The 18,424-nt window shown below is 60.7% G+C and carries 17 protein-coding genes and 1 tRNA gene; 7 read left to right on the top strand and 11 right to left on the bottom strand.

The genetic code is table 11. From position 1 onward, the window contains the following. Positions 1–158 precede the first annotated feature (158 nt). Positions 159–1,169, top strand: a complete 1,011-nt coding sequence (locus J4E08_RS18295) for an amino acid ABC transporter substrate-binding protein (RefSeq protein ID WP_183966716.1) — start codon at positions 159–161, stop codon at positions 1,167–1,169. Here the strand turns inward: J4E08_RS18295 and J4E08_RS18300 are convergent. The 10 genes from J4E08_RS18300 to rpmH all read right to left on the bottom strand — a co-directional run bounded on the left by J4E08_RS18300 (position 1,166) and on the right by rpmH (position 9,393). Beyond that, complete coding sequence (locus J4E08_RS18300) at positions 1,166–1,654, bottom strand: SixA phosphatase family protein (protein WP_349539711.1); 489 nt, start codon at positions 1,652–1,654, stop codon at positions 1,166–1,168. The two genes, J4E08_RS18295 and J4E08_RS18300, sit on opposite strands and share 4 nt — an antisense overlap. Next, a complete protein-coding gene (locus tag J4E08_RS18305; RefSeq protein ID WP_349539712.1) occupies positions 1,651–2,325 on the bottom strand; it encodes a 4Fe-4S dicluster domain-containing protein in 675 nt (224 codons plus the stop codon). Before J4E08_RS18305 ends, J4E08_RS18300 begins: the two co-directional genes overlap by 4 nt. Continuing rightward, positions 2,322–3,212: an acetylglutamate kinase gene (gene argB, locus J4E08_RS18310; protein WP_183966720.1), complete on the bottom strand. Its 891-nt coding sequence runs from the start codon at positions 3,210–3,212 to the stop codon at positions 2,322–2,324. Before argB ends, J4E08_RS18305 begins: the two co-directional genes overlap by 4 nt. Positions 3,213–3,270: 58 nt before the next feature. Further along, entirely contained in the window at positions 3,271–3,924 is a 654-nt protein-coding gene (yihA, locus tag J4E08_RS18315) for a ribosome biogenesis GTP-binding protein YihA/YsxC (protein WP_349539713.1), read from the bottom strand. A gap of 104 nt (positions 3,925–4,028) precedes the next feature. Then, entirely contained in the window at positions 4,029–5,828 is a 1,800-nt protein-coding gene (gene yidC / locus J4E08_RS18320; RefSeq protein WP_349539714.1) for a membrane protein insertase YidC, read from the bottom strand. 211 nt (positions 5,829–6,039) lie between these two features. After that, positions 6,040–7,587 (bottom strand): putative bifunctional diguanylate cyclase/phosphodiesterase, encoded by a 1,548-nt coding sequence (locus tag J4E08_RS18325; RefSeq protein ID WP_349539715.1) that lies wholly within the window; start codon positions 7,585–7,587, stop codon positions 6,040–6,042. A 67-nt stretch (positions 7,588–7,654) separates the two neighbouring features. Beyond that, the gene (gene ttcA / locus J4E08_RS18330; protein ID WP_183966727.1) at positions 7,655–8,503 is read right to left on the bottom strand and encodes a tRNA 2-thiocytidine(32) synthetase TtcA; all 849 of its coding nucleotides are present in this window, start codon (positions 8,501–8,503) and stop codon (positions 7,655–7,657) included. Positions 8,504–8,627: 124 nt separating this feature from the next. After that, complete coding sequence (yidD, locus tag J4E08_RS18335) at positions 8,628–8,849, bottom strand: membrane protein insertion efficiency factor YidD (protein ID WP_349539716.1); 222 nt, start codon at positions 8,847–8,849, stop codon at positions 8,628–8,630. After that, entirely contained in the window at positions 8,846–9,241 is a 396-nt protein-coding gene (gene rnpA / locus J4E08_RS18340) for a ribonuclease P protein component (RefSeq protein ID WP_183966731.1), read from the bottom strand. Before rnpA ends, yidD begins: the two co-directional genes overlap by 4 nt. Before the next feature lie 17 nt (positions 9,242–9,258). Then, a complete protein-coding gene (gene rpmH / locus J4E08_RS18345; protein WP_050929300.1) occupies positions 9,259–9,393 on the bottom strand; it encodes a 50S ribosomal protein L34 in 135 nt (44 codons plus the stop codon). Between the two features lie 409 nt (positions 9,394–9,802). Between rpmH and J4E08_RS18350 the strand changes: the two genes are divergently transcribed. From J4E08_RS18350 to J4E08_RS18370, 5 genes are all read left to right on the top strand, one after another. Continuing rightward, positions 9,803–10,549: a TVP38/TMEM64 family protein gene (locus J4E08_RS18350; RefSeq protein ID WP_349539717.1), complete on the top strand. Its 747-nt coding sequence runs from the start codon at positions 9,803–9,805 to the stop codon at positions 10,547–10,549. Position 10,550: 1 nt separating this feature from the next. Further along, a complete protein-coding gene (locus J4E08_RS18355) occupies positions 10,551–11,960 on the top strand; it encodes a dihydrolipoyl dehydrogenase family protein (RefSeq protein WP_349539718.1) in 1,410 nt (469 codons plus the stop codon). Positions 11,961–11,967: 7 nt separating this feature from the next. Then, on the top strand, positions 11,968–13,350 hold the full coding sequence (locus J4E08_RS18360) for a sensor histidine kinase (RefSeq protein ID WP_183966735.1): 1,383 nt from the start codon (positions 11,968–11,970) through the stop codon (positions 13,348–13,350). A gap of 55 nt (positions 13,351–13,405) precedes the next feature. Then, positions 13,406–13,482 (top strand) — tRNA-Arg (locus J4E08_RS18365). A 155-nt stretch (positions 13,483–13,637) separates the two neighbouring features. After that, complete coding sequence (locus J4E08_RS18370) at positions 13,638–15,197, top strand: TniQ family protein (RefSeq protein ID WP_349539719.1); 1,560 nt, start codon at positions 13,638–13,640, stop codon at positions 15,195–15,197. 399 nt (positions 15,198–15,596) lie between these two features. On the opposite strand, the gene J4E08_RS18375 is transcribed toward J4E08_RS18370, so the two are convergent. After that, the gene (locus J4E08_RS18375; RefSeq protein WP_349539720.1) at positions 15,597–16,184 is read right to left on the bottom strand and encodes an ankyrin repeat domain-containing protein; all 588 of its coding nucleotides are present in this window, start codon (positions 16,182–16,184) and stop codon (positions 15,597–15,599) included. A 417-nt stretch (positions 16,185–16,601) separates the two neighbouring features. On the opposite strand from J4E08_RS18375, the gene J4E08_RS18380 reads away from it, so the two are divergent. Then, positions 16,602–17,573, top strand: coding sequence for an IS5 family transposase (locus J4E08_RS18380; RefSeq protein WP_349539721.1), 972 nt, complete (start codon positions 16,602–16,604; stop codon positions 17,571–17,573). Positions 17,574–18,424 lie beyond the last annotated feature (851 nt).

An 18,424-nucleotide genomic window follows, 5' to 3' on the forward strand; every position in this document is an offset into this window, starting at 1 on the left:
CCTGGGGTAAGGGTGATCCTGCCTTGACCTCTTGGCAGTAATCCGCCCAAACTGCGGGCGTTCCAAATAGGTTGGACGGTCACCCGTCCGTGTGGACAAGGCACTGGCCCGCTGGCCAGTTCCAGTGTGATCGGGCACGACCATGATGAGAGGACGGCATGTACAGGACTTTTTGCGCCGGCGCGCTGATGCTGGCCGCAACCACCGCGATGGGCGGCACGCTCGAGGACGTCAAAGCCCGAGGCAGCCTGAATTGCGGCGTGAACACTGGCCTGGTTGGCTTTGCCTCCAAGGACAGCAACGACAATTGGCATGGCTTTGATGTCGGGCTGTGCAGGGCTGTTGCGGCTGCCATTCTGGGCGACCCCTCTGCCGTGACCTTTCACGAGACCACAGCCGCCAGCCGTTATCGCGCGCTGAACGCCGGTGAAATTGATGTCCTTGTGCGCAATACCACCTGGAGCTTTTCCAGCGACGTGGACCTGAAGGTCGATTTCGCAGGGATCAATTATTACGACGGTCAGGCGTTCATGGTTCCCAAGGCGCTGGGTCTGTCCTCTGCACGCGAGTTGGATGGCCGGAAAATCTGTGTGCAGGCGGAAACCACCAGCGCGCAGAACGTTGACGAGTATTTCAACCGCTACGAGATGACCTACGAGGCGGTACCGGTGGACGGCACGGCGGAGGCGCAGACGCTGTACCTGGAGGGTGTCTGCGACGTCTATAGCTCCGACGCGTCACAACTGGCCGCCATCCGGGCGACGTTTGCTGCGCCGTCAGATCATGTGTTGCTCGAAGACATCATCTCCAAGGAGCCGCTGGGCCCGGTGGTGCGCCACGGCGATGACGATTGGACGGATCTGGTGCGCTGGGTGCTGAATGCGTTGATCGCGGCCGAAGAGCTTGGCGTGACCTCCGCCAATATCGACGAGCTGCGCGCGAAAGGCACCAGCACGCCAGAGATCAACCGGCTCCTTGGGCTGGATGGTCTGATTGGTGAGATGATGCGGCTGGACCCGGAATGGGCTGTGCGCGCGATCAAGGCGGGCGGCAACTACGGTGAATTGTTCGCGCGCCACATCGGGACCAACACGCCGATTGGTCTGTCGCGGGGGCTGAACCTGCAGTGGACCGAGGGCGGGCTACTTTACAGCCCACCGTTCCGCTAATCGGTCAGGTCGCGTCCCACGGCAAATCCGAGGGGCGCGCCGCTGCCGGGCAAAAGATCTTCCCACTTTTCGATATCAAACTCTGCCACCAGCGTCGCGCAGGTAGGATAGTCGTCGAATCGCTCATGCTCGGGTTCTTGCGAGACCAGCATATGCGCGCATTGGCCAACGCCGGGGTTGTGCCCGAGCATCAGGACGCAGTCGCCAGAGGCGCCGTGGAGCGCGCTCAGCATGGTCTGTGAATCAGCAAGGTAAAGCGACTTGCGGTAGCTGGTCGGGGCCTTCAGCGCCAGCAGATCCAGCGTCTCACGCGTGCGCGTGGCGCTTGAGCACAGGATTTCATCCGGGATATGGCCCATGTCGCGCAGCCACTGGCCCATCGCCTCGGCAGAGCGTCGCCCGCGCGCGTTCAGCGGCCGGTTCGCGTCGGCGGTGCCCGCGGACCAGTCAGACTTGGCATGGCGCATCAGGATCAGTCGTTTCATGCGGGGTAATGTCTCATGAAGGATGCCATGTGAAAAGCTGACTGCGCGGGGTCACGGCTGAAAGAGGTGGAAGGGGATGATGTCACCGGACAGGCGCGGCGCACCAGGCAGCCTGCGCGACAGTCGATGCCGTCCGGACTGGCCACATGCGCCTGGCAGAGCGGCACATCGTAGTCCTGGCCGGGCTTGAGTGCGCCGACCGGGCACGCCGTGGTGCAGGGGGAAGGGCATGGGTCGCAGGGACGCGGTGCCGGCGACGGCAGGTCGAGGCGCTCGGTCAGGGCGATCGCACCACGAAAGCTGACGAACAATCCGGCGGTTTCATGCACCAGCAGGCCAACCGGGGAGGGCAGGCAAGCCCCGGTCGCCTGTGCCCAAGCGATGAACGGCGGGTAGGGTGGCCCGTCGGAGGGGAACAGCGCGCGACCGCCCAAGTCATGTGCCACCGCCCCAAGGACGCGCTTTGACCAGCGATCCATCGGATCGTCTGCCCCGTCACTGTATTCCGGCGCGGCGGTGAAGACTTGCCAGAAACGCGGCTCATCCGGCCCGATCATCAGAATGGTGCCGGTGCCCTTTGGCGCACCGTCCAGCGGACCGGGATGGAAGGCCCCGCGCACGGCCAAAGCCTGCGCGCGGACCATGGTGTCCACCGCCTGAAGGCTGGTCACTTCTGGGTCAACGGGGGCAGTGCCTCGTCCCGGATCATCGAGCCGGAGCCGTGCTCCGTGAACAGTTCCAGCAAGCAGGCGTTGGACACGCGGCCGTCGACGATGACCACGGCCCGCACCCCTTCCTGGAGAGCTTTGAGCGCGGTCTCGGTCTTGGGAATCATGCCTCCCGCGATGATGCCTTCGTCGGTCAGGCGTCGAATGTCCGCGGGGCTGAGCTCTGTCATCACCTCGCCCTCCGCGTTCTTGACGCCGGCGACATCGGTGAGCAGCAGCAGGCGGTCGGCCTTCAGCGCACCCGCGATGGCGCCGGCAGCGGTGTCACCGTTGACGTTGAACGTTTCCAGAGGGTCCATCCCCGTGGCGACCGGGGCGACGACAGGGATGATTCCGGCGTTAAACAGATCACGCAGCACCTGCACGTTCATTTCGATCGGGCGGCCGACGAAGCCCAGTTCCGGATCGTCCGCCTCGCAGACCATCAGGTCGTCATCCTTGCCGGACAGACCAACGGCGCGGCCTCCCTCGTCCATGATCGCCTGAACGATTCGCTTGTTCACGAGGCCGGTCAGCACCATTTCCACCACTTCGACGGTGGCCTGATCGGTGACACGCTTGCCGCGCACGAAACGCGATTCGATGTTCAGTTTGGCGAGCATCTCGTTGATCATGGGGCCGCCACCGTGGACGACCACGGGGTTCAGGCCGACCTGACGCATCAGCACGATGTCTCGGGCAAATTCCGCCATGGCATCGGCGTCGCCCATGGCGTTGCCGCCGAACTTCACCACCACAATGGCACCGGAATAGCGCTGCAGATAGGGCAGGGCCTGGGACAGGGTGCGGGCGGTGGCTTTCCAGTCTTTGTTCATATTGCGCGGTCTCATCTGGTCTTCCTCGGACGGCTTCGGTTCAACATGCCCCGAAGCGGCGGTGACTTCCAGCCTAGTCGAGCCCGGCAATGATCGCCCTGAGCGTCGGAATGCCGTCGCCCTTTTCCGAAGAGGTGGCGACCATTTCAGGGTAGGCGGCGGGGTGCTTGTTCAGGGCGTCGCGCACCTGTTCGAGAATCTTGTCCTGATCCCACTTCTTGACCTTGTCCTGCTTGGTCATCACCACCTGGAACGGCACGGCGGAGCGATCCAGCAGGGTCATGATTTCATCGTCGACCTTCTTCACGCCGTGGCGAAAGTCGATGAGCACAAAGGCGCGTTTCAGAGTGGCGCGGCCCGAGAGATATTGCTTCAACAGGCGCTGCCACTTTTCCACCACCGGCAGCGGGGCGTTGGCGTAGCCATAGCCGGGCAGGTCGACGAGGTATTTTTCAGGGCCGAGCGTGAAATAGTTGATTTCCTGCGTGCGGCCCGGCGTGTTCGAGGCGCGCGCCAATCCCTTGCGACCCGTCAGGGCATTGATGAGGCTGGATTTCCCGACGTTGGATCGCCCGGCAAAGCAGACCTCTGGCCGGTCATCGGGGGGCAGTCCGTCCATGGCGACGACGCCTTTGACGAAGTCGACCTCATGCCCGACGAACAATTTGCGCGCGGCCTCGCGTGCGGCGTCATCGGGATCGTCTGCGATGGGAAAGGGCAGCTTCATCTGGGCGTCTCCTGCGGTCGGAACTCGGTGTTCCGGAGCCTTCTATAAAACAACCGCGGCCGTGAAACCATCACGACCGCGGTCCAATTGTGTCATCGGTGGGTTTACTTGGCCTTTTCGGCCTTCTTGCCCTTGATGTTGCCGAGGATGTCCGGCTTGTACCCGTGCTTGCGCATGATCAGGTACTGTTGGGTGAAGGTGATCACGTTGTTGGTGATCCAGTAGACCACCAGACCGGAGGCGAAGCCGCCGAGCATGAACATGAACACCCACGGCATCCAGGCAAAGATCATCTGCTGCGCCGGGTCGGCCGGGGCCGGGTTCAGCTTTTGCTGCAGGAACATGGACACGCCCAGCAGGATCGGCAACACGCCAATAAAGACCAGGGCCATGATCGACCCTGCCTCTGGCGCGGCCCAGGGGAGCGCACCGAACAGGTTGAAGATCGAGGTCGGATCAGGCGCGCTGAGGTCGCGGAAGGGACCGAAGAAGTCCGCGTGACGCAGTTCCAGCGTGACGAAGATCACCTTGTAGAGCGAGAAGAAGATCGGGATCTGCAGCAGGATCGGCAGGCAGCCCGCAGCGGGGTTGACCTTCTTCTCCTTGTACAGCGCCATCATATCCTTTTGCAGCTTCTCGCGGTTGTCGCCTGCGCGTTCTTTCAGCGCTTCCATCTCTGGCTGGAGTTCTTTCATCCGCGCCATGGAGGCGTAGGATTTATAGGCCAGCGGGAAAAGCAGCGCTTTCAGCAGAACGGTCAGCGCGATAATCGCGACACCCATGTTGCCAATGGCGAGGTTCAGCCAGTGCAGCACAGCGAAAATCGGTTTGGTCAGGAAGAAGAACCAGCCCCAGTCGATGGAATCGATGAAACGATCCACGCCCGCGGCCTGATACTCCTTGATGGTTTCCCATTCCTTGGCGCCGGCAAACAGCTGGGTGTTGACATCGATGGTCTCTCCCGCGGCCAGTTCGCGCGTGGCGAGGACGGCTTCGGACTGGTAGATCTCGCTGCGGGGATCGTATTTGACGACGGATTTGAACGGCTGGTCCGCACCCGGCACCATCATGGCCATCCAATAGTGATCGGTGAAACCGACCCAACCGGTTTCGGTTACACGCTCCACGGTGGCGGGCGCCCCTTCGCCGGCAACGACGTCGAGATCCGTCATATTGCTGTATGTGGTCAGCTCCAGAATGCCGTCCGACATTTGCATCGCGCCTTCATGCAGCACGAAAAACTTCTTGCCGTCGGGTTCACCATGACGCGCCACGATTCCGTAGGGCGCAAGGCTGACGTCCGCATCCGTGGGGTTTTCGACATTCTGGGAGACGGAGAACATGTAGTTCTCGTCCACAGAAATGGCGCGGCGGAAAATGAGGCCCGCCGGGCTGTCCCAGCGCAATACCACCGGCGTGTCGACGGTCAGGGTTTCGCCGGATTCGACGCTCCACTCCGTATTCGCGCCGGGCACGTCTTCGGCTGTGAGACCAGCGCCGGGCGCCCAGCCGTAAAGCGCGTAATACGCCTTTTCAGACCCGACCTGTTTAAACATCTGCACGATCTCGTCGCTGTCGAGCGAGACGGTGTAGTCCTTCAGGCGCAGATCATCGAGGCGACCGCCCACAAGGGAGATGCTGCCTTCGAGCCGCGGCGTGTCGAGTTGCAGACGCGGGGCGTCGGCGGCGGCGGTTGCCTGATCAGTCGGCGCATCGACGGGGGTCGCGCCCGGCGCTGACGTCGGCGCGGTTGCGACACCATCGGTGGTGACGGTTTCCGTGACCGCAGCCGGATCGTTGGGATCCTCAACTGGCTCTGGCGGTTGGAAGAAGACGAACCAAACCAGCATCACGGCAAAACTGAGCACCGTCGCCAGCAGTAGGTTCTTGTTCTGTTCGTCCATCGGGGGGGCCTGCCTTTCCGTTTGAAAGTCCCGGTGGGTTCAAACCCCCCAAGCCTCAAAGGTCAAGCATATTTCCGTTACATAAAGGTGATGTGTCCTTCCGCCTGCAATTCTAATGGGAATTTGGCGTAGCAGAGCCGGAAGCGGAGGTTGCCATCGCCTTTTAGGCGAGCGCGGTTTGATCTGTTGTCTGGATTTTGGGAAGGGGTTGTCAGCCAGAACTCCGTCCCAGGTTCTGCGCCTCGGCAATGCGGCTGGCGTGCTGATTGCCCCAGTCGACCATTTGATCCGCAGGCATGGGCCGGGCGATGCCAAAACCCTGGACGTGGTCGCATCCGAGTTGTGCCAGAAGGGCGTGCTCCCCGACGCTTTCGACGCCCTCGGCCAAGGTTTCCAGTCCGAGACGGTCCGCCATGCCCAGAACGGCGGCGAGCATGCGGTGCTGTTCCTCGTCCCGCTCGACGCGGGTCACAAAGCTGCGGTCGATTTTCAGGCGGTGTACCTTGAAACGGCGCAATGAGGTAATGGACGCATGACCTGTGCCAAAGTCATCCAGATCAATGTGGCAGCCGAGTTTGCTGAGTTCGACAATGTTGCGGGCAACGATGCCTTCCGGTGATCCGGCAATCACTGTCTCCAGAACTTCGATGCCAAGTCGCTGTGGCGTCAATCCGAAACGATCCAGCTCCCACTGGATGCGTTCGACGAGACGGGGGGCGCGCAATTCGGGATCAGAGAAATTCACGCTGACACGCGGGACATCCAGCCCGGCGGCGTCCCAGCTGCGCAGCGCTGTGAGGGAGTGCTGCAGGATCACTTCGCTGAGCCGTTCCATGCGGCCGGCGTCCTCCAGCACGCGAAGGAACTGTGCAGGCGGGACAATGCCGCGGGTGGGGTGGATCCAACGGGCCAGCGCTTCAACGCCGCTGATGCGGCCGGTAGAGGTGCAGATCTGCGGTTGAAACCAAGGCTGTATCTGGCCGTTGTCCAGCGCGCGGTCCACTTCGGCCTTTAGGCTTTTCTGTTCAGTGTGGGCCATGCGCATGTGCTCTGACCAGGCGCGTATTGCGGAGGGGCCGTTTGCTACCGCCTCTGCCAAGGCCACATTGGTCGCCTCCAAAAGCTCTTTGCCAGTTGCGGCGCGGTTCAGCCGCGGGCTGCCGCAGAAGCCGACGGACGCTGAGAGGTAGCGCATGGCATTCTCGACGGAGGCGGGTTCCTCAACCGCGCCTTGCAGCCGCGAGGCAAGTTGCAAAAGCGGCTCCAGTTCCATGCGCAGGGAGGGCCCTAAAAGAATCAAGAAGCGCCGTTCGCCGATACGAAGCACCTTGTCATCGCGCCGGAGGATATTGATCAGCCGGGATAAGGACAGATCCCGCAGCGCCTCCACCGTGCTTTCCCCGGACAGTTGCGCTGCTTCGTCCAGACCGTCGATGTCCACAATGATGCAAGCGGTCGCGAGATTGGCGGCCTGCGCGCGGTCAAGTGCCTGCTGCGCCAGCGCCTCTGCCTCGGCTTTGCCAATCACGTCGGACGTGGCATTGCGCCTGCCGTCATCTGTTTCCTGATCGGGCGCCCGGCTGGTGAGCAAGTATAGAAACGGCGCACCAAGGGCGGTGAAGATCAAAAACGCCTCTCCACCCGTCCAAAAGGCTGTCAATGCAGCCGCGGGGAGGAACGCCAGGGCCTGCGGGCCATATAGCCCCCGTCGCAGGATCGTGCGGACCTTGCTGACATTCTGCTCGATCAACGCTTTCATCGCGTGCCCTTCCCTCGTTCGAAAAAGACACTATGGGAAGGGGGTAACTTGCTTATTAACGCGACAGTTAGTTTTTGTTCGAATTGCGTTCTTTCAGCTCAAGCCCTTGGAAGTCCCAGAGCTTGGGGTCGAGCAGGTGCGAGGGCCGCGCGTTCGTCAAAGCCCGGAACATCACCTGTCGCCGGCCTGGGGAGTTCTTTTCCCACTGGTCGAGGATCTGCTTGACCTGCTGGCGTTGCAGCCCGTCCTGAGTGCCGCACAGGTCGCAGGGAATAATCGGATAATTCAACGCGTTGGCGAACTTCTCGCAGTCGGCCTCGGCAACATGGGCGAGGGGGCGGTACAAAAAGAGGTCGCCCTCTTCGTTGACCAGCTTCGGCGGCATGGTCGCGAGGCGGCCGCCGTGGAAGAGGTTCATGAAGAACGTCTCGAGGATATCGTCGCGGTGATGACCCAAGACAACGGCTGAGCAGCCTTCTTCACGGGCGATCCGGTAGAGGTGACCGCGGCGAAGGCGCGAGCAGAGCGCGCAGTAGGTCCGCCCAGCGGGAACCTTGTCGGTGACGATGGAGTAGGTGTCCTGGTATTCGATGCGATGCGGGACGCCCATTTTCTCGAGGAACTCGGGAAGAACCGTCGCCGGAAATCCCGGTTGGCCCTGATCGAGGTTGCAGGCCAGAAGGTCGACGGGCAAGAGGCCGCGCCACTTCAATTCGACAAGAATTGCGAGCAGCGTGTAGCTGTCTTTGCCGCCGGACAAGCACACAAGCCAGCGCGCGTTGTCGCCCTCCACCATGCCGTATTGTTCCACGGCTTCGCGAACGTTGCGAACGATCCGCTTGCGCAGTTTTCGGAATTCCGTCGTCCGCGGAGCGCCTTGGAAGAGGGGGTGAATGTCATCAAGATCATCGGTCATGAGCGACGCTATACGGCAGAGTCTTCGCGGGCGGAAACCCCTTCTCGACCACATGTTCCGTCAGAGCCAAAAATGTCTCGGATGACGTGGCTGCGTAGGTCGGTCTCGTCCTGCAGGTCGGTGCTCAGTCAGGGACGTTGTCGATGCCGGAGCTGCCCCACGGATGGCAACGAAAGATGCGACGGGCGGCGAGCCAGCTGCCTTTGAGAGCGCCATGTTTTTCCAGGGCTTCCATCGCGTAGGCCGAACAGGTTGGATGGAAGCGGCAGCCGTGGCCAACCCATGGAGAAGCGACCAATCGGTAGGCGCGCACGGGCAAAGAGACGACCCAGGCGAAGGGGGTCATGTCCGGGGGCCGTGCAGCTTCACGATGGCGCGGCGCAAGTCCTCTTGCAGCAGCACAAAATCCCGCTGCGCGGTCTTTTCGGCGCGACCGATCAGAACGTAGTCGTGGTCCGGCAAACCGATGTCGGCCAAAACGAGGCGCGCAATTTCGCGCAGGCGACGCTTGGCCCGATTGCGCGCCACGGCGTTGCCCACCTTTTTGGAGCAGGTGAAGCCTATTCTCATCCCGTCTGCCTCGCCCTCGCCGCGCTGGCGGGCTTGCAAAAGGAAACCTTCGCACGGGACCCGACGCGCCTTGGCGGCGCGGAGAAAGTCGGCGCGTTTCGCGAGAACCTGAAAAGACGAAGAACCCGCCGCGGGGTGAGCCGGGGCGGGTGCTTGTGTCGTGACCATGTGAAGGCCCGTCCGGATCAGGCGCTCAGAACCTTGCGGCCACGTGCACGGCGCGCGTTCAGGATTTTGCGGCCTGCTTTGGTTGCCATGCGGGCACGGAAGCCGTGACGGCGCTTGCGGACGAGGTTCGAAGGTTGAAAAGTGCGTTTCATCGCGGCTACTCCGGGTTCATTGGAGGCGACGTGAGTCGCCGCCAGGGAAGTTCGAAGCCCGTCCTATAGGGGGGCTTCATTATTTTGTCAAATGTCCGATTGCCAGAACTGCGAAAAGATCTGCATCCCGGCCATTTTCGTGAATATACGAGCCGACGATCAGATAATACCTTATTCTACAGTTGAATTCAGGACCGCGACAGACTGCGTTAAAGTGCAGCGGTTGGCCTATGGGTCATGTTACAGCTTTTGCCAAATGCCGTCAGCCTATGTTTCAGTCCTGCGAAAATACGTGCGATTCCCTCACGTATGGGCTGTCGCGGATCAACCCCGCGTGAAGCCGTGCGGCCAAGGGAGGCGGAGCGGCCATGTTTCAGGCAGATTGCCCGGAACGAAAGGCCCCAACACAATGAGCGATATGACAGAGACCGACGAGACTTCGGACCAGCCCAGAAGCTGGACGCGCCACGTGCCGCTAATCGTCATCGGCGTGGTGGCCGCGCTGGGGGCCTTTACCCTGCGCGATTATATCAGCTTTGACACGCTGGCGGCCAACCGCGAGGCGCTGCTGACGCTGCGCGACACGCATTATGTGCTGATGGTTCTGGGGTTTGTTGCGATCTACGTGGCCATCGTCGCGTTTTCCCTGCCGGGGGCGGCTGTGGCGTCGGTCACGGGTGGCTTCCTGTTCGGCCTTGGGGCGGGGACCATCTATAATGTGTTGGCGGCCACCATTGGCGCGACGGGAATCTTTCTTGCGGCGCGCGCGGGCCTTGGGCGGGCTTTGGCGGCAAAGGTGGACGCGGCGGAGGGCAATTGGAAGCGCATCCGTGACGGCTTGCGCGAGAACGAAATCTCCGTTCTGTTCATGTTGCGGCTGGTGCCGGCGGTGCCGTTCTTTGTCGCCAATCTTTTGCCGGCGCTGGTGGGCGTGAAACTGCGCAATTTCGTCATGACCACCGCGCTGGGCATCATACCCGGTGCTCTGGTGTTCACCTCGATCGGGGTCGGTCTGGGCGAAGTGTTTGACAGGGGGGAGCGGCCAGATCTGTCGCTGCTTTGGGCGCCGCATGTGATCGGGCCGATCCTTGGGCTGGCGGCGCTGTCCGCGTTGCCAATCGTCATCAAGGCCGTGCGCGGCAAGAAGGAGATCTGAGATGGATAGCCTGAGCTGTGACCTTTTGATCGTTGGTGCCGGATCGGGCGGCCTGTCTGTGGCTGCCGGGGCGGCGCAGATGGGCGCCGATGTGATCCTGCTCGAAGGCCATGAGATGGGCGGCGATTGTCTGAACTACGGGTGTGTGCCGTCCAAAGCGCTGATCGCCGCCGCCGCGCGGGCGCAGGCGATGCGCGGGGCGGGGACATATGGCATCGCGCCTGTGGCGCCGCAGGTCGATTACGCCGCTGCCAAGGACCATGTGCAGGAGGTTATCGCGCAGATCGCACCGATGGACAGCGTCGAGCGGTTCGAGGGCTTTGGCGTGCGCGTGATCCGCGACTTCGGGGCTTTTGTCTCCGAGACGGAAATGGAGGCCGGCGGCTATCGCATCAGTGCGCGGCGGATTGTGCTGGCGACGGGCTCTTCGCCCTTTGTGCCGCCGATCGACGGGCTGGAGACGGTGCCTTACCTCACGAACGAGACGCTTTGGCAGCTGCGGGAGCAGCCCGCGCATCTGCTGATCATCGGCGGCGGTCCAATCGGGATGGAGATGGCACAGGCGCACGCGCGGCTTGGGTCCAAGGTCACCGTGATCGAGGGGGCCAAGGCGCTGGGCCGCGATGATCCGGAGGCCGCCGCGCTGGTGATCGACCGTTTGCGCAGCGAAGGCGTGGAGATCGTCGAGAACGCCAAGGTCACCGCCGTCCACGAGGGGATCACGGTGGAGGTTGAAGATGGGCGCAGCTTCACCGGCTCTCATCTGCTGGTGGCCGTGGGGCGCAGGGCAAATACGGAGCGACTGAACCTCGACGCTGCCGGGATCCAGACCACGCGCACCGGCATCAAGGTGGATGACCGGCTGCGCACCTCGAATCGCCGTGTCTACGCCATTGGCGATGTGGCGGGCGGGATGCAGTTCACCCATCTGGCCGGGTATCACGCGGGGCTCATCGTGCGTTCTGCCGTGCTCGGCCTGCCTGCGAAGGCGAAGACCGGCCATATTCCCCGCGCCACCTATACACAGCCTGAACTGGCGCAGATCGGTCTGACAGAGGCCGAGGCGCAGCAGCGGCATGGTGACGCGCTGGAGGTTGCGCGCTTTGATTTTCACCACAATGACCGCCTGATCGCAGAACGGCAGACGGCGGGGTTCATCAAGGCTATGGTGGTCAAAGGCAAGCCCGTCGGCGTCACCATCGTGGGGGCGCAAGCCGGGGAATTGGTGAACCTCTGGTCGCTTGTCATTGCCAACGGGCTGAAGATGAGCGCCGTGTCGAACATGGTTTCGCCCTATCCGACTGTGGGAGAGATTAACAAACGGGTTGCCGGTGCCTATTTCACACCCAAGTTGTTTGAAAACGAAACCGTGAAAAAAGTTGTGCGGCTCGTGCAACGCTGGCTGCCATAAGGTCCTGATGCTCAATTCGCTCTCCGGTCGCTTCCTGATACTGACAGTCGTCTTCGTGATGCTGGCGGAGGTGCTGATTTTTGTGCCTTCCGTGGCGCGTTTCCGCGAGGATTACCTGCTGGCACGGCTGGAGCGTGCGCAGATCGCCTCGCTTGCCTTGCTGGCGGATGAGATGCTGTCGGAGGAGTTGGAGCGCGAGCTGCTCGACAATGCCGGCGTCTACAACGTGGTGCTGCGACGCGATACCATGCGGCAATTGGTGCTGAGCTCGCCGATTCCCGGTGAGGTCGATAAATCCTTTGATCTGCGCGAAGCAGGGCCGCTCGACCTGATGCGCGATGCGATGCTGCGGCTGTGGGATACGCAGCCGGGCATTATTCGGGTGATCGGTGCGCCTTCGCTGGATGCGGGGCAGTTGATCGAAGTCACCATGGACACGGCGGGCCTGCGGGTGGCGATGCTGGACTATGGTCTGCGCGTTCTGTTCCTGTCTGCCGTGATCTCCATTGTCACTGCGTGTCTGCTGTTCATGGCGGTGCGGCGGCTGATCGTGCGCCCGATGAAGGGCGTGATCGGGCACATGAAACGCTATGCCGAAGCGCCGGAGGATGCGCGCCGCATCATCACGCCACAGGCCACGGTGCGCGAACTGCGCGAGGCAGAGACCGCGCTGCAAGCCATGGAAACCCAATTGACGCAGGCGCTGCGGCAAAAGGAGCGCTTGGCCCAGCTGGGGGGCGCGGTGGCACGGGTCAGCCATGATCTGCGCAATATCCTGACCTCGGCGCAGTTGTTCACGGACCGGATCGAGATGTCCGAAGATCCTGCCGTGAAGCGCATGGCGCCGAAGTTGGTGAACTCCATCACCCGTGCGGTCAGCCTGTGCGAGAACACCCTGGCTTTTGGCCGCGCGGAGGAGCCCGCGCCGGTGCTGTCGCTGTTCAACCTGTCGGAGCTGGCCTCCGAGGTTCTGGAGGCGGAGCGGCTGGCCATCGGGGAAGAGGACATTTCCCTGTCGGAGGACATTCCTGCCAGCCTGGTGATTCGTGGCGACCCCGAACAGCTTTATCGCGCGCTGGCCAATCTGGTGCGCAATGCCCGTCAGGCGATTGTCGCCACCGGCGACGCGGGAGAGATTTCCGTGGCCGCCTGGGCGGAGGATGACGCCTGGATCATCGAAGTGACCGACACCGGGCCGGGTCTGCCGCCAAAAGCACGCGAACATCTGTTCCAACCCTTCCAGGGAGGGGTGCGGAAGGGGGGCTCCGGTCTGGGGTTGGCGATCGTATCGGAGCTGATCCGCGGGCATGGCGGTATGCTGGCGCTGAAAAGAACCGATGAAACAGGCACTTGCTTTGAAATTCGCCTGCCGATGGGCGAAATGTCATAAAAAATCGAAAAAGGCGCTTGCGCCCTCCGCGCGGCATATGTATTCCCCGCCTCACGGACCGATAGCTCAGCTGGATAGAGTACTTGACTACGAATCAAGGGGTCGGGGGTTCGAATCCTCCTCGGTCCGCCACTTACCTTTTGTGGGGTGTCAGGCAAAATTGACTTTCATGTCAAATGCCTGACCCCGCAGGCGGAACTTCCGGAATGCGGAGCGGCGTTGCCCAGTTGAGCTTGTGATCGTAAAGTCAGGACATTCCTGCCTTTGTCTGATCCCGGAAGTCTCGTTTGGCCAAGAGCCTCCCTGCCATCCCCGGAAATACCTTTCCTCAGTTGCCGCTGACTGTTCGGCATGCCGCGTTCGAGCCGGCATCGTCTTTGCTCTCCCGACTCGCGGCCCGGAACGGCGCAAGCTCCATGCAGAGATTCTGCGGCGACATTGCCTTTCCGATCGATCCCCTGTTCCGCGGGGAGGGGATTGCGATCGAGCAATTGGCGCAGCTGGCTGGTTGCGACGTGGCTGCGTTGGAATGGGTGTCAGTCCGCCACCTCGGAAAAGGGCATTTCCGACTGCGAGACGAATTTGCCTCTCTCCAGAGTTTTCAACGCTTGCGGGTCCGTGTCTGCCCAGAGTGTGTCAGGGCAGAGGTGCCGTCTGCAGCTGAATCGTGGCGTGTACCGCGCCGCCTGCAGTGGAAATTCTCGTCGATCAGAAGCTGCCCGGAGCATGGCTGCATGCTGGCGCGCCTGCCGCCAGAGAAGTTTAGCAAAGATGCCAGGGATTTTTCGGCGCAGCTTCGGAAGCACTACGGCTGGGTCGTGGATCAGCCGATGATCCGCGCAGAACTCAGCCCTTTCGAGCAGTACCTCACCGACCGCATCCTGAAAGGGCGGGGAGATCGATGGATCGACCGTCTCGAGCTCAATGTGGTGTCCCGCGCGTGCGAGGTGCTGGGGCTGCGCATTGCCAAGGGGCCGGACGCCTCGCTTGCGGGCCACAGGGAGGCCGACTGGAGGAGTTTCGGTGCCTTGGGCTACGACGTGCTGAAAAACGGCCCTGTGGCCCTCTCAGACTGCCTCGCGGCGATGGCGCTTAAGGAGGGCGTGGATGGGCGTTTCTTCGGTCGGCTTTTCGGTCCTTGGACCTCATGGCTGAAAAGCCGGAGCCTAGGTGACGAGTTCGAACCCCTGCGTGACGTCGTGCGGCGGCACGTGTTCGACCATTTCTCTGTCAGAAGAGGAGTGCTGGTGCTTGGGGTGCCGTCGGAGGGGAAGGCTGAATTGAACGCGCATAAGCGATTTCCGCTCAAGGGCTTCGCCAAGCGACACGCAGAGGACTTGGTGCGCCGTGGGCTCGCTCAGTGCCAGGCTGATGGCAGTATCGTTCCCCTAGGCTTTGTCACACAGCGAATGCTTGAGGCATACGAGCGCGAAAAGAAGTTCTTCCCAGCTCGTAAGCGCTCTGGTGCAAGAGTCGCCGTCGCGGCGCGAGCTGTCGACGCTGAAGAAGCAGCGGGTGAGGCCCATCTCTCAATCAGCGGCGTCGCGCAGAAGCTACGAGTCACCGCAAAGACGGTGGGGTACCTAGTTGAAAACGGATTGCTGCACGGTTTGGATGCTTCAGAGTTCTACCGACGAGGGACGATCGTAGTTACCGCTGGTAGTCTGATGCAGTTCCGCGAAATTTTCATATCTTTGGGCGAGCTTGCTGACGTCGCTCAGCGCCCACAAGGCGCTTTGTCCATGAGACTTGGAAATGCGGAGTTGGCCCTCTTGGCGATGCCACACGATTTAAGCAGAATTTACTGGCGCGAAGATGTGTGCGCCTACATGGCGACCAAACAGTAACAATCGGCCCACTCCTGCCGTACAACACCACATCCTATGCCGCATTGCGGCTTCACCAAACCAGCCGTTCGTGCGTCGTGCAGCATTTTGGGTGGTCGGAGGTCGGCTGAGCGGACAAAATGGGCTTTCGCCGCCGTAGTCCGAATGTCCGTTATTCTTGGCTGTACGCGTGGGACGTGAGGCCGAGGAACGTCAGGCGGTGCTGGACGCGGCCCAGGAGCAGGAACTGGCCCGCCGAGCGGGACTGCGAGATCGAGGCCAAGAAGGCCGCCGAGAGGGGCCGGGGCACGGGGCGACTTGGGGACTCTGACCGAACCGGTCCGCCCAGAAGACTGGCCGCCGGAGGCGGCCGTCTCTTTGTCGGCGACGACTAGAAGTCGGCCATTTTGATGCAGCAGTCTATTGAAACTTTCCGTTTATCAGAACGTTCATCAGATCGCTCTCTGTGACCTCGCTATTTTCCGCGCGTAGCGCGAGGTCTGCAGGGTAAGCTCCATCTTTAGACGAAACGCTAGGATCAGCTCCTGCATCCAATAGCAAAGCTACCACGTCCAAGCCAGCCCGGGCCGCTGCACTGTGCAACGGGGTCTCACCCCATTGGTTCTTAAGATTAGGATCGGCGCCTGCTTCTAACAGAGTGCGAACCGCCTCTGCATTGTTCATGAAGCTAGCAATTTTAAGAGGAGTTCCACCTATAGCATCTCGTGCATCGACGTCTGCTCCAGCAGCGATGAGATATTCGATAGACTGGATCCTTTCGTTGTCGTCTGCCCCCCATCCCTCGCCTATGCTGGCCATATGATGAAGGGAACTTTGCCGTTTATCGAACTTATCCCTCGCATTCGGGTTTGCTCCAAGCTGGAGCAGTCTTTCGACCACTTTGGGATGCGCTGCCCGATGTAATGCGGAGAAGTTTGAGCCGCCATAATCGTTTGGATCAAAACTATCGGTTATGCAGGACAGAACATCTGCATGGTCTTCAGACATGAAGAAGACCATGCCTTCTTGATCTGTAGGACAATTTTGAGCCATCGCAGGAAAAGCCAAAATGCCTAAGGTGATACAGAGGGCTGCAGTATTACGCTTGAGATGTCCTAAATGATTTGCGCCTTACGGTCCCAATGGGAGGCCATTGCGTACTCTATGTACGCATATTCTATTGTTAGACTAAAGTGGCCAGACATGTCGATGGGGCACGTCGCTAAGTCGCTAAGAGGTGCAGCCAGTCGGAATGTTCGAATGAAACGGACCAGCCTTAGAAATAGTGTTATTCCCGCCTTTGGGAACGCACCCACCGCCAAGTCTAGGGCCTTGAGGAACACTATGCTTTGATCGCTGCATGGCTTTGTTGCACAAATGGCGTGAGGGATTCACTGTTTGAACCCAGTAGGGTAGCAATCTTGCATGAGCAGTTGGTCCCCTACGAAGTACAAGACCAGGAACTGGCCTTCCTACAATACGGCGCTGAAGCAGCGCGGTTCGCTATCGATCTGGTTCGATCCTGAGATGGCTTGGCATGCGGCTCCGACGGGTAAGCGTGGACGTCAGCCTGAGTTCAGTGATGCAGCGATCCAGATTTGCCTGACGATGAAGGTGTTGTTTGGTATGCCCCTTCGTCAGGCGACCGGGTTCGTCGAGAGCCTGCTGCGGTTGACCGAGCTTGACTGGAAAGTGCCCGACTTCAGCACTCTATGCCGTCGCCAGAAGACACTGAACGTCGCCATTCCTTATCGCGGTGGAACGGGGCCATTGCACCTGCTGATTGAAGCCACTGGGGTCAAGGCTGAGGGTGAAGGAGAATGGAACGCGCGCAAACATGGCGGGCCAAAGAAGCGCCTGTGGCGCAAGCTGCATCTCGGCATGGACGAGGAAACACTGGAGATCCGTGCGGTCGGCGTCACGACAAGCAATGTCGGCGATGCCCCGATGCTGCCCGATCTGCTGGATCAAATTCCAACCGACCAGGAAATTGCCACGGTGACAGCCGATGGGGCTTATGACTCGCGCAGATGCCACAATGTGATTGCCGCTCGAGGTGCCCCTGCCGTCATCCCCCCGCGCAAAAACGCCCAACTTTGGAAGCCAACGACGGCGGGTGCTATCGCGCGAAACGGAGCCGTAAGGGCCTGCAAATATCTCGGGCGGGCACTCTGGCGAAAGCTGACCGGATATCACCGCCGCAGCCGCGCAGAGACGAAGATGAACTGCGTCAAACTCCTTGGCCAAGGCCTCCTCTCGGCAGATTGCTTCGCAATCGCCTGTCGGCAATGCATGGCCCGAGACTTCGACCGACAGGTCGCTGAGCTCCAGATCCGGATCGCGGTGCTCAACCGCTACACCACTCTTGGCATACCCGTCACGGAGCCCGTAGGATAAATCCGTCTGGGGAAAGGGGGACTGCGCTCAGACACCGATTTGTGCAACAAAGCCGCCCCAACCCGACCTTGGCCACGGTTGCTATAGCTGCGGCGCAGTTTCCCTAGAGCGGCCTACCGCTTACAAAGAAAAAGTGCTGGGTAGGGTGACTACTAAAGGCTCTCGGATGAATTGCAACAGCCATCGCCCTTGCGGCTCTAACCGCACACAGAGACCTATTGGCTCATTCTATAGTGCTCAACGAAGGAGCGAACAGAAACCTTGGGGCCTTATCCGCGACAGTCCACATCCCGGTACAACTCCCTAGCGATGCGACGAGAACAAGCCACATAGCTCGGTCGAACTGTTTTTCAGTTGCATCTGTAATAAATGACAGAAGGGCGCTCAAAATTGCTGCACCAAGCATCCCGAGTGGAAAGGAGCCGAAGTAGAACATTATAACGAGGCCGTAGTTCCCACCTGTTTCATTCAAGTGAAAGCCGTATGCCATAAAATATTGCCAGAGGAACCACCCTAGAAGAGCACTCACTACAGCTCTCATTCCATTATTTTCCCTTAAAACTCTTGCTCAGAGTGTGACACATACTGTCTATCGACCTACCGCGCTATGTTTTTGTTTGGTGCGGACCGAGAACATCCGATCCGAATGTGACCCTAAGTCCGCAATGCTCGCAGAAAACTGGAGAACAAGTTAGGGACATTCTGATCCTCTGCATCAGGCAACTGGACCTGTCGCGGTTTGATGCCGCTCCTTTGATAGCATTTACTGCAACAAAGGAGACTGAATATGGGACTGAAACGGACGGACGAATTCCGCAAGGACGCGGTGCGGATCGCGTTGACCAGTGGGC

The organism is Sagittula sp. NFXS13 (genome assembly GCF_040148795.1).
Classification (GTDB): domain Bacteria; phylum Pseudomonadota; class Alphaproteobacteria; order Rhodobacterales; family Rhodobacteraceae; genus Sagittula; species Sagittula marina.

Excerpts from the sequence above, each read along its gene's own strand:
- J4E08_RS18295 (WP_183966716.1), top strand. The coding sequence starts at position 159 with ATGTACAGGACTTTTTGCGCCGGCGCGCTGATGCTGGCCGCAACCACC.
- J4E08_RS18300 (WP_349539711.1), bottom strand. The coding sequence starts at position 1,654 with ATGAAACGACTGATCCTGATGCGCCATGCCAAGTCTGACTGGTCCGCG.
- argB (WP_183966720.1), bottom strand. The coding sequence starts at position 3,212 with ATGAGACCGCGCAATATGAACAAAGACTGGAAAGCCACCGCCCGCACC.
- yihA (WP_349539713.1), bottom strand. The coding sequence starts at position 3,924 with ATGAAGCTGCCCTTTCCCATCGCAGACGATCCCGATGACGCCGCACGC.
- yidC (WP_349539714.1), bottom strand. The coding sequence starts at position 5,828 with ATGGACGAACAGAACAAGAACCTACTGCTGGCGACGGTGCTCAGTTTT.
- J4E08_RS18325 (WP_349539715.1), bottom strand. The coding sequence starts at position 7,587 with ATGAAAGCGTTGATCGAGCAGAATGTCAGCAAGGTCCGCACGATCCTG.
- ttcA (WP_183966727.1), bottom strand. The coding sequence starts at position 8,503 with ATGACCGATGATCTTGATGACATTCACCCCCTCTTCCAAGGCGCTCCG.
- yidD (WP_349539716.1), bottom strand. The coding sequence starts at position 8,849 with ATGACCCCCTTCGCCTGGGTCGTCTCTTTGCCCGTGCGCGCCTACCGA.
- rnpA (WP_183966731.1), bottom strand. The coding sequence starts at position 9,241 with ATGGTCACGACACAAGCACCCGCCCCGGCTCACCCCGCGGCGGGTTCT.
- rpmH (WP_050929300.1), bottom strand. The coding sequence starts at position 9,393 with ATGAAACGCACTTTTCAACCTTCGAACCTCGTCCGCAAGCGCCGTCAC.
- J4E08_RS18350 (WP_349539717.1), top strand. The coding sequence starts at position 9,803 with ATGAGCGATATGACAGAGACCGACGAGACTTCGGACCAGCCCAGAAGC.
- J4E08_RS18355 (WP_349539718.1), top strand. The coding sequence starts at position 10,551 with ATGGATAGCCTGAGCTGTGACCTTTTGATCGTTGGTGCCGGATCGGGC.
- J4E08_RS18360 (WP_183966735.1), top strand. The coding sequence starts at position 11,968 with ATGCTCAATTCGCTCTCCGGTCGCTTCCTGATACTGACAGTCGTCTTC.
- J4E08_RS18375 (WP_349539720.1), bottom strand. The coding sequence starts at position 16,184 with ATGTCTGAAGACCATGCAGATGTTCTGTCCTGCATAACCGATAGTTTT.
- J4E08_RS18380 (WP_349539721.1), top strand. The coding sequence starts at position 16,602 with ATGAGCAGTTGGTCCCCTACGAAGTACAAGACCAGGAACTGGCCTTCC.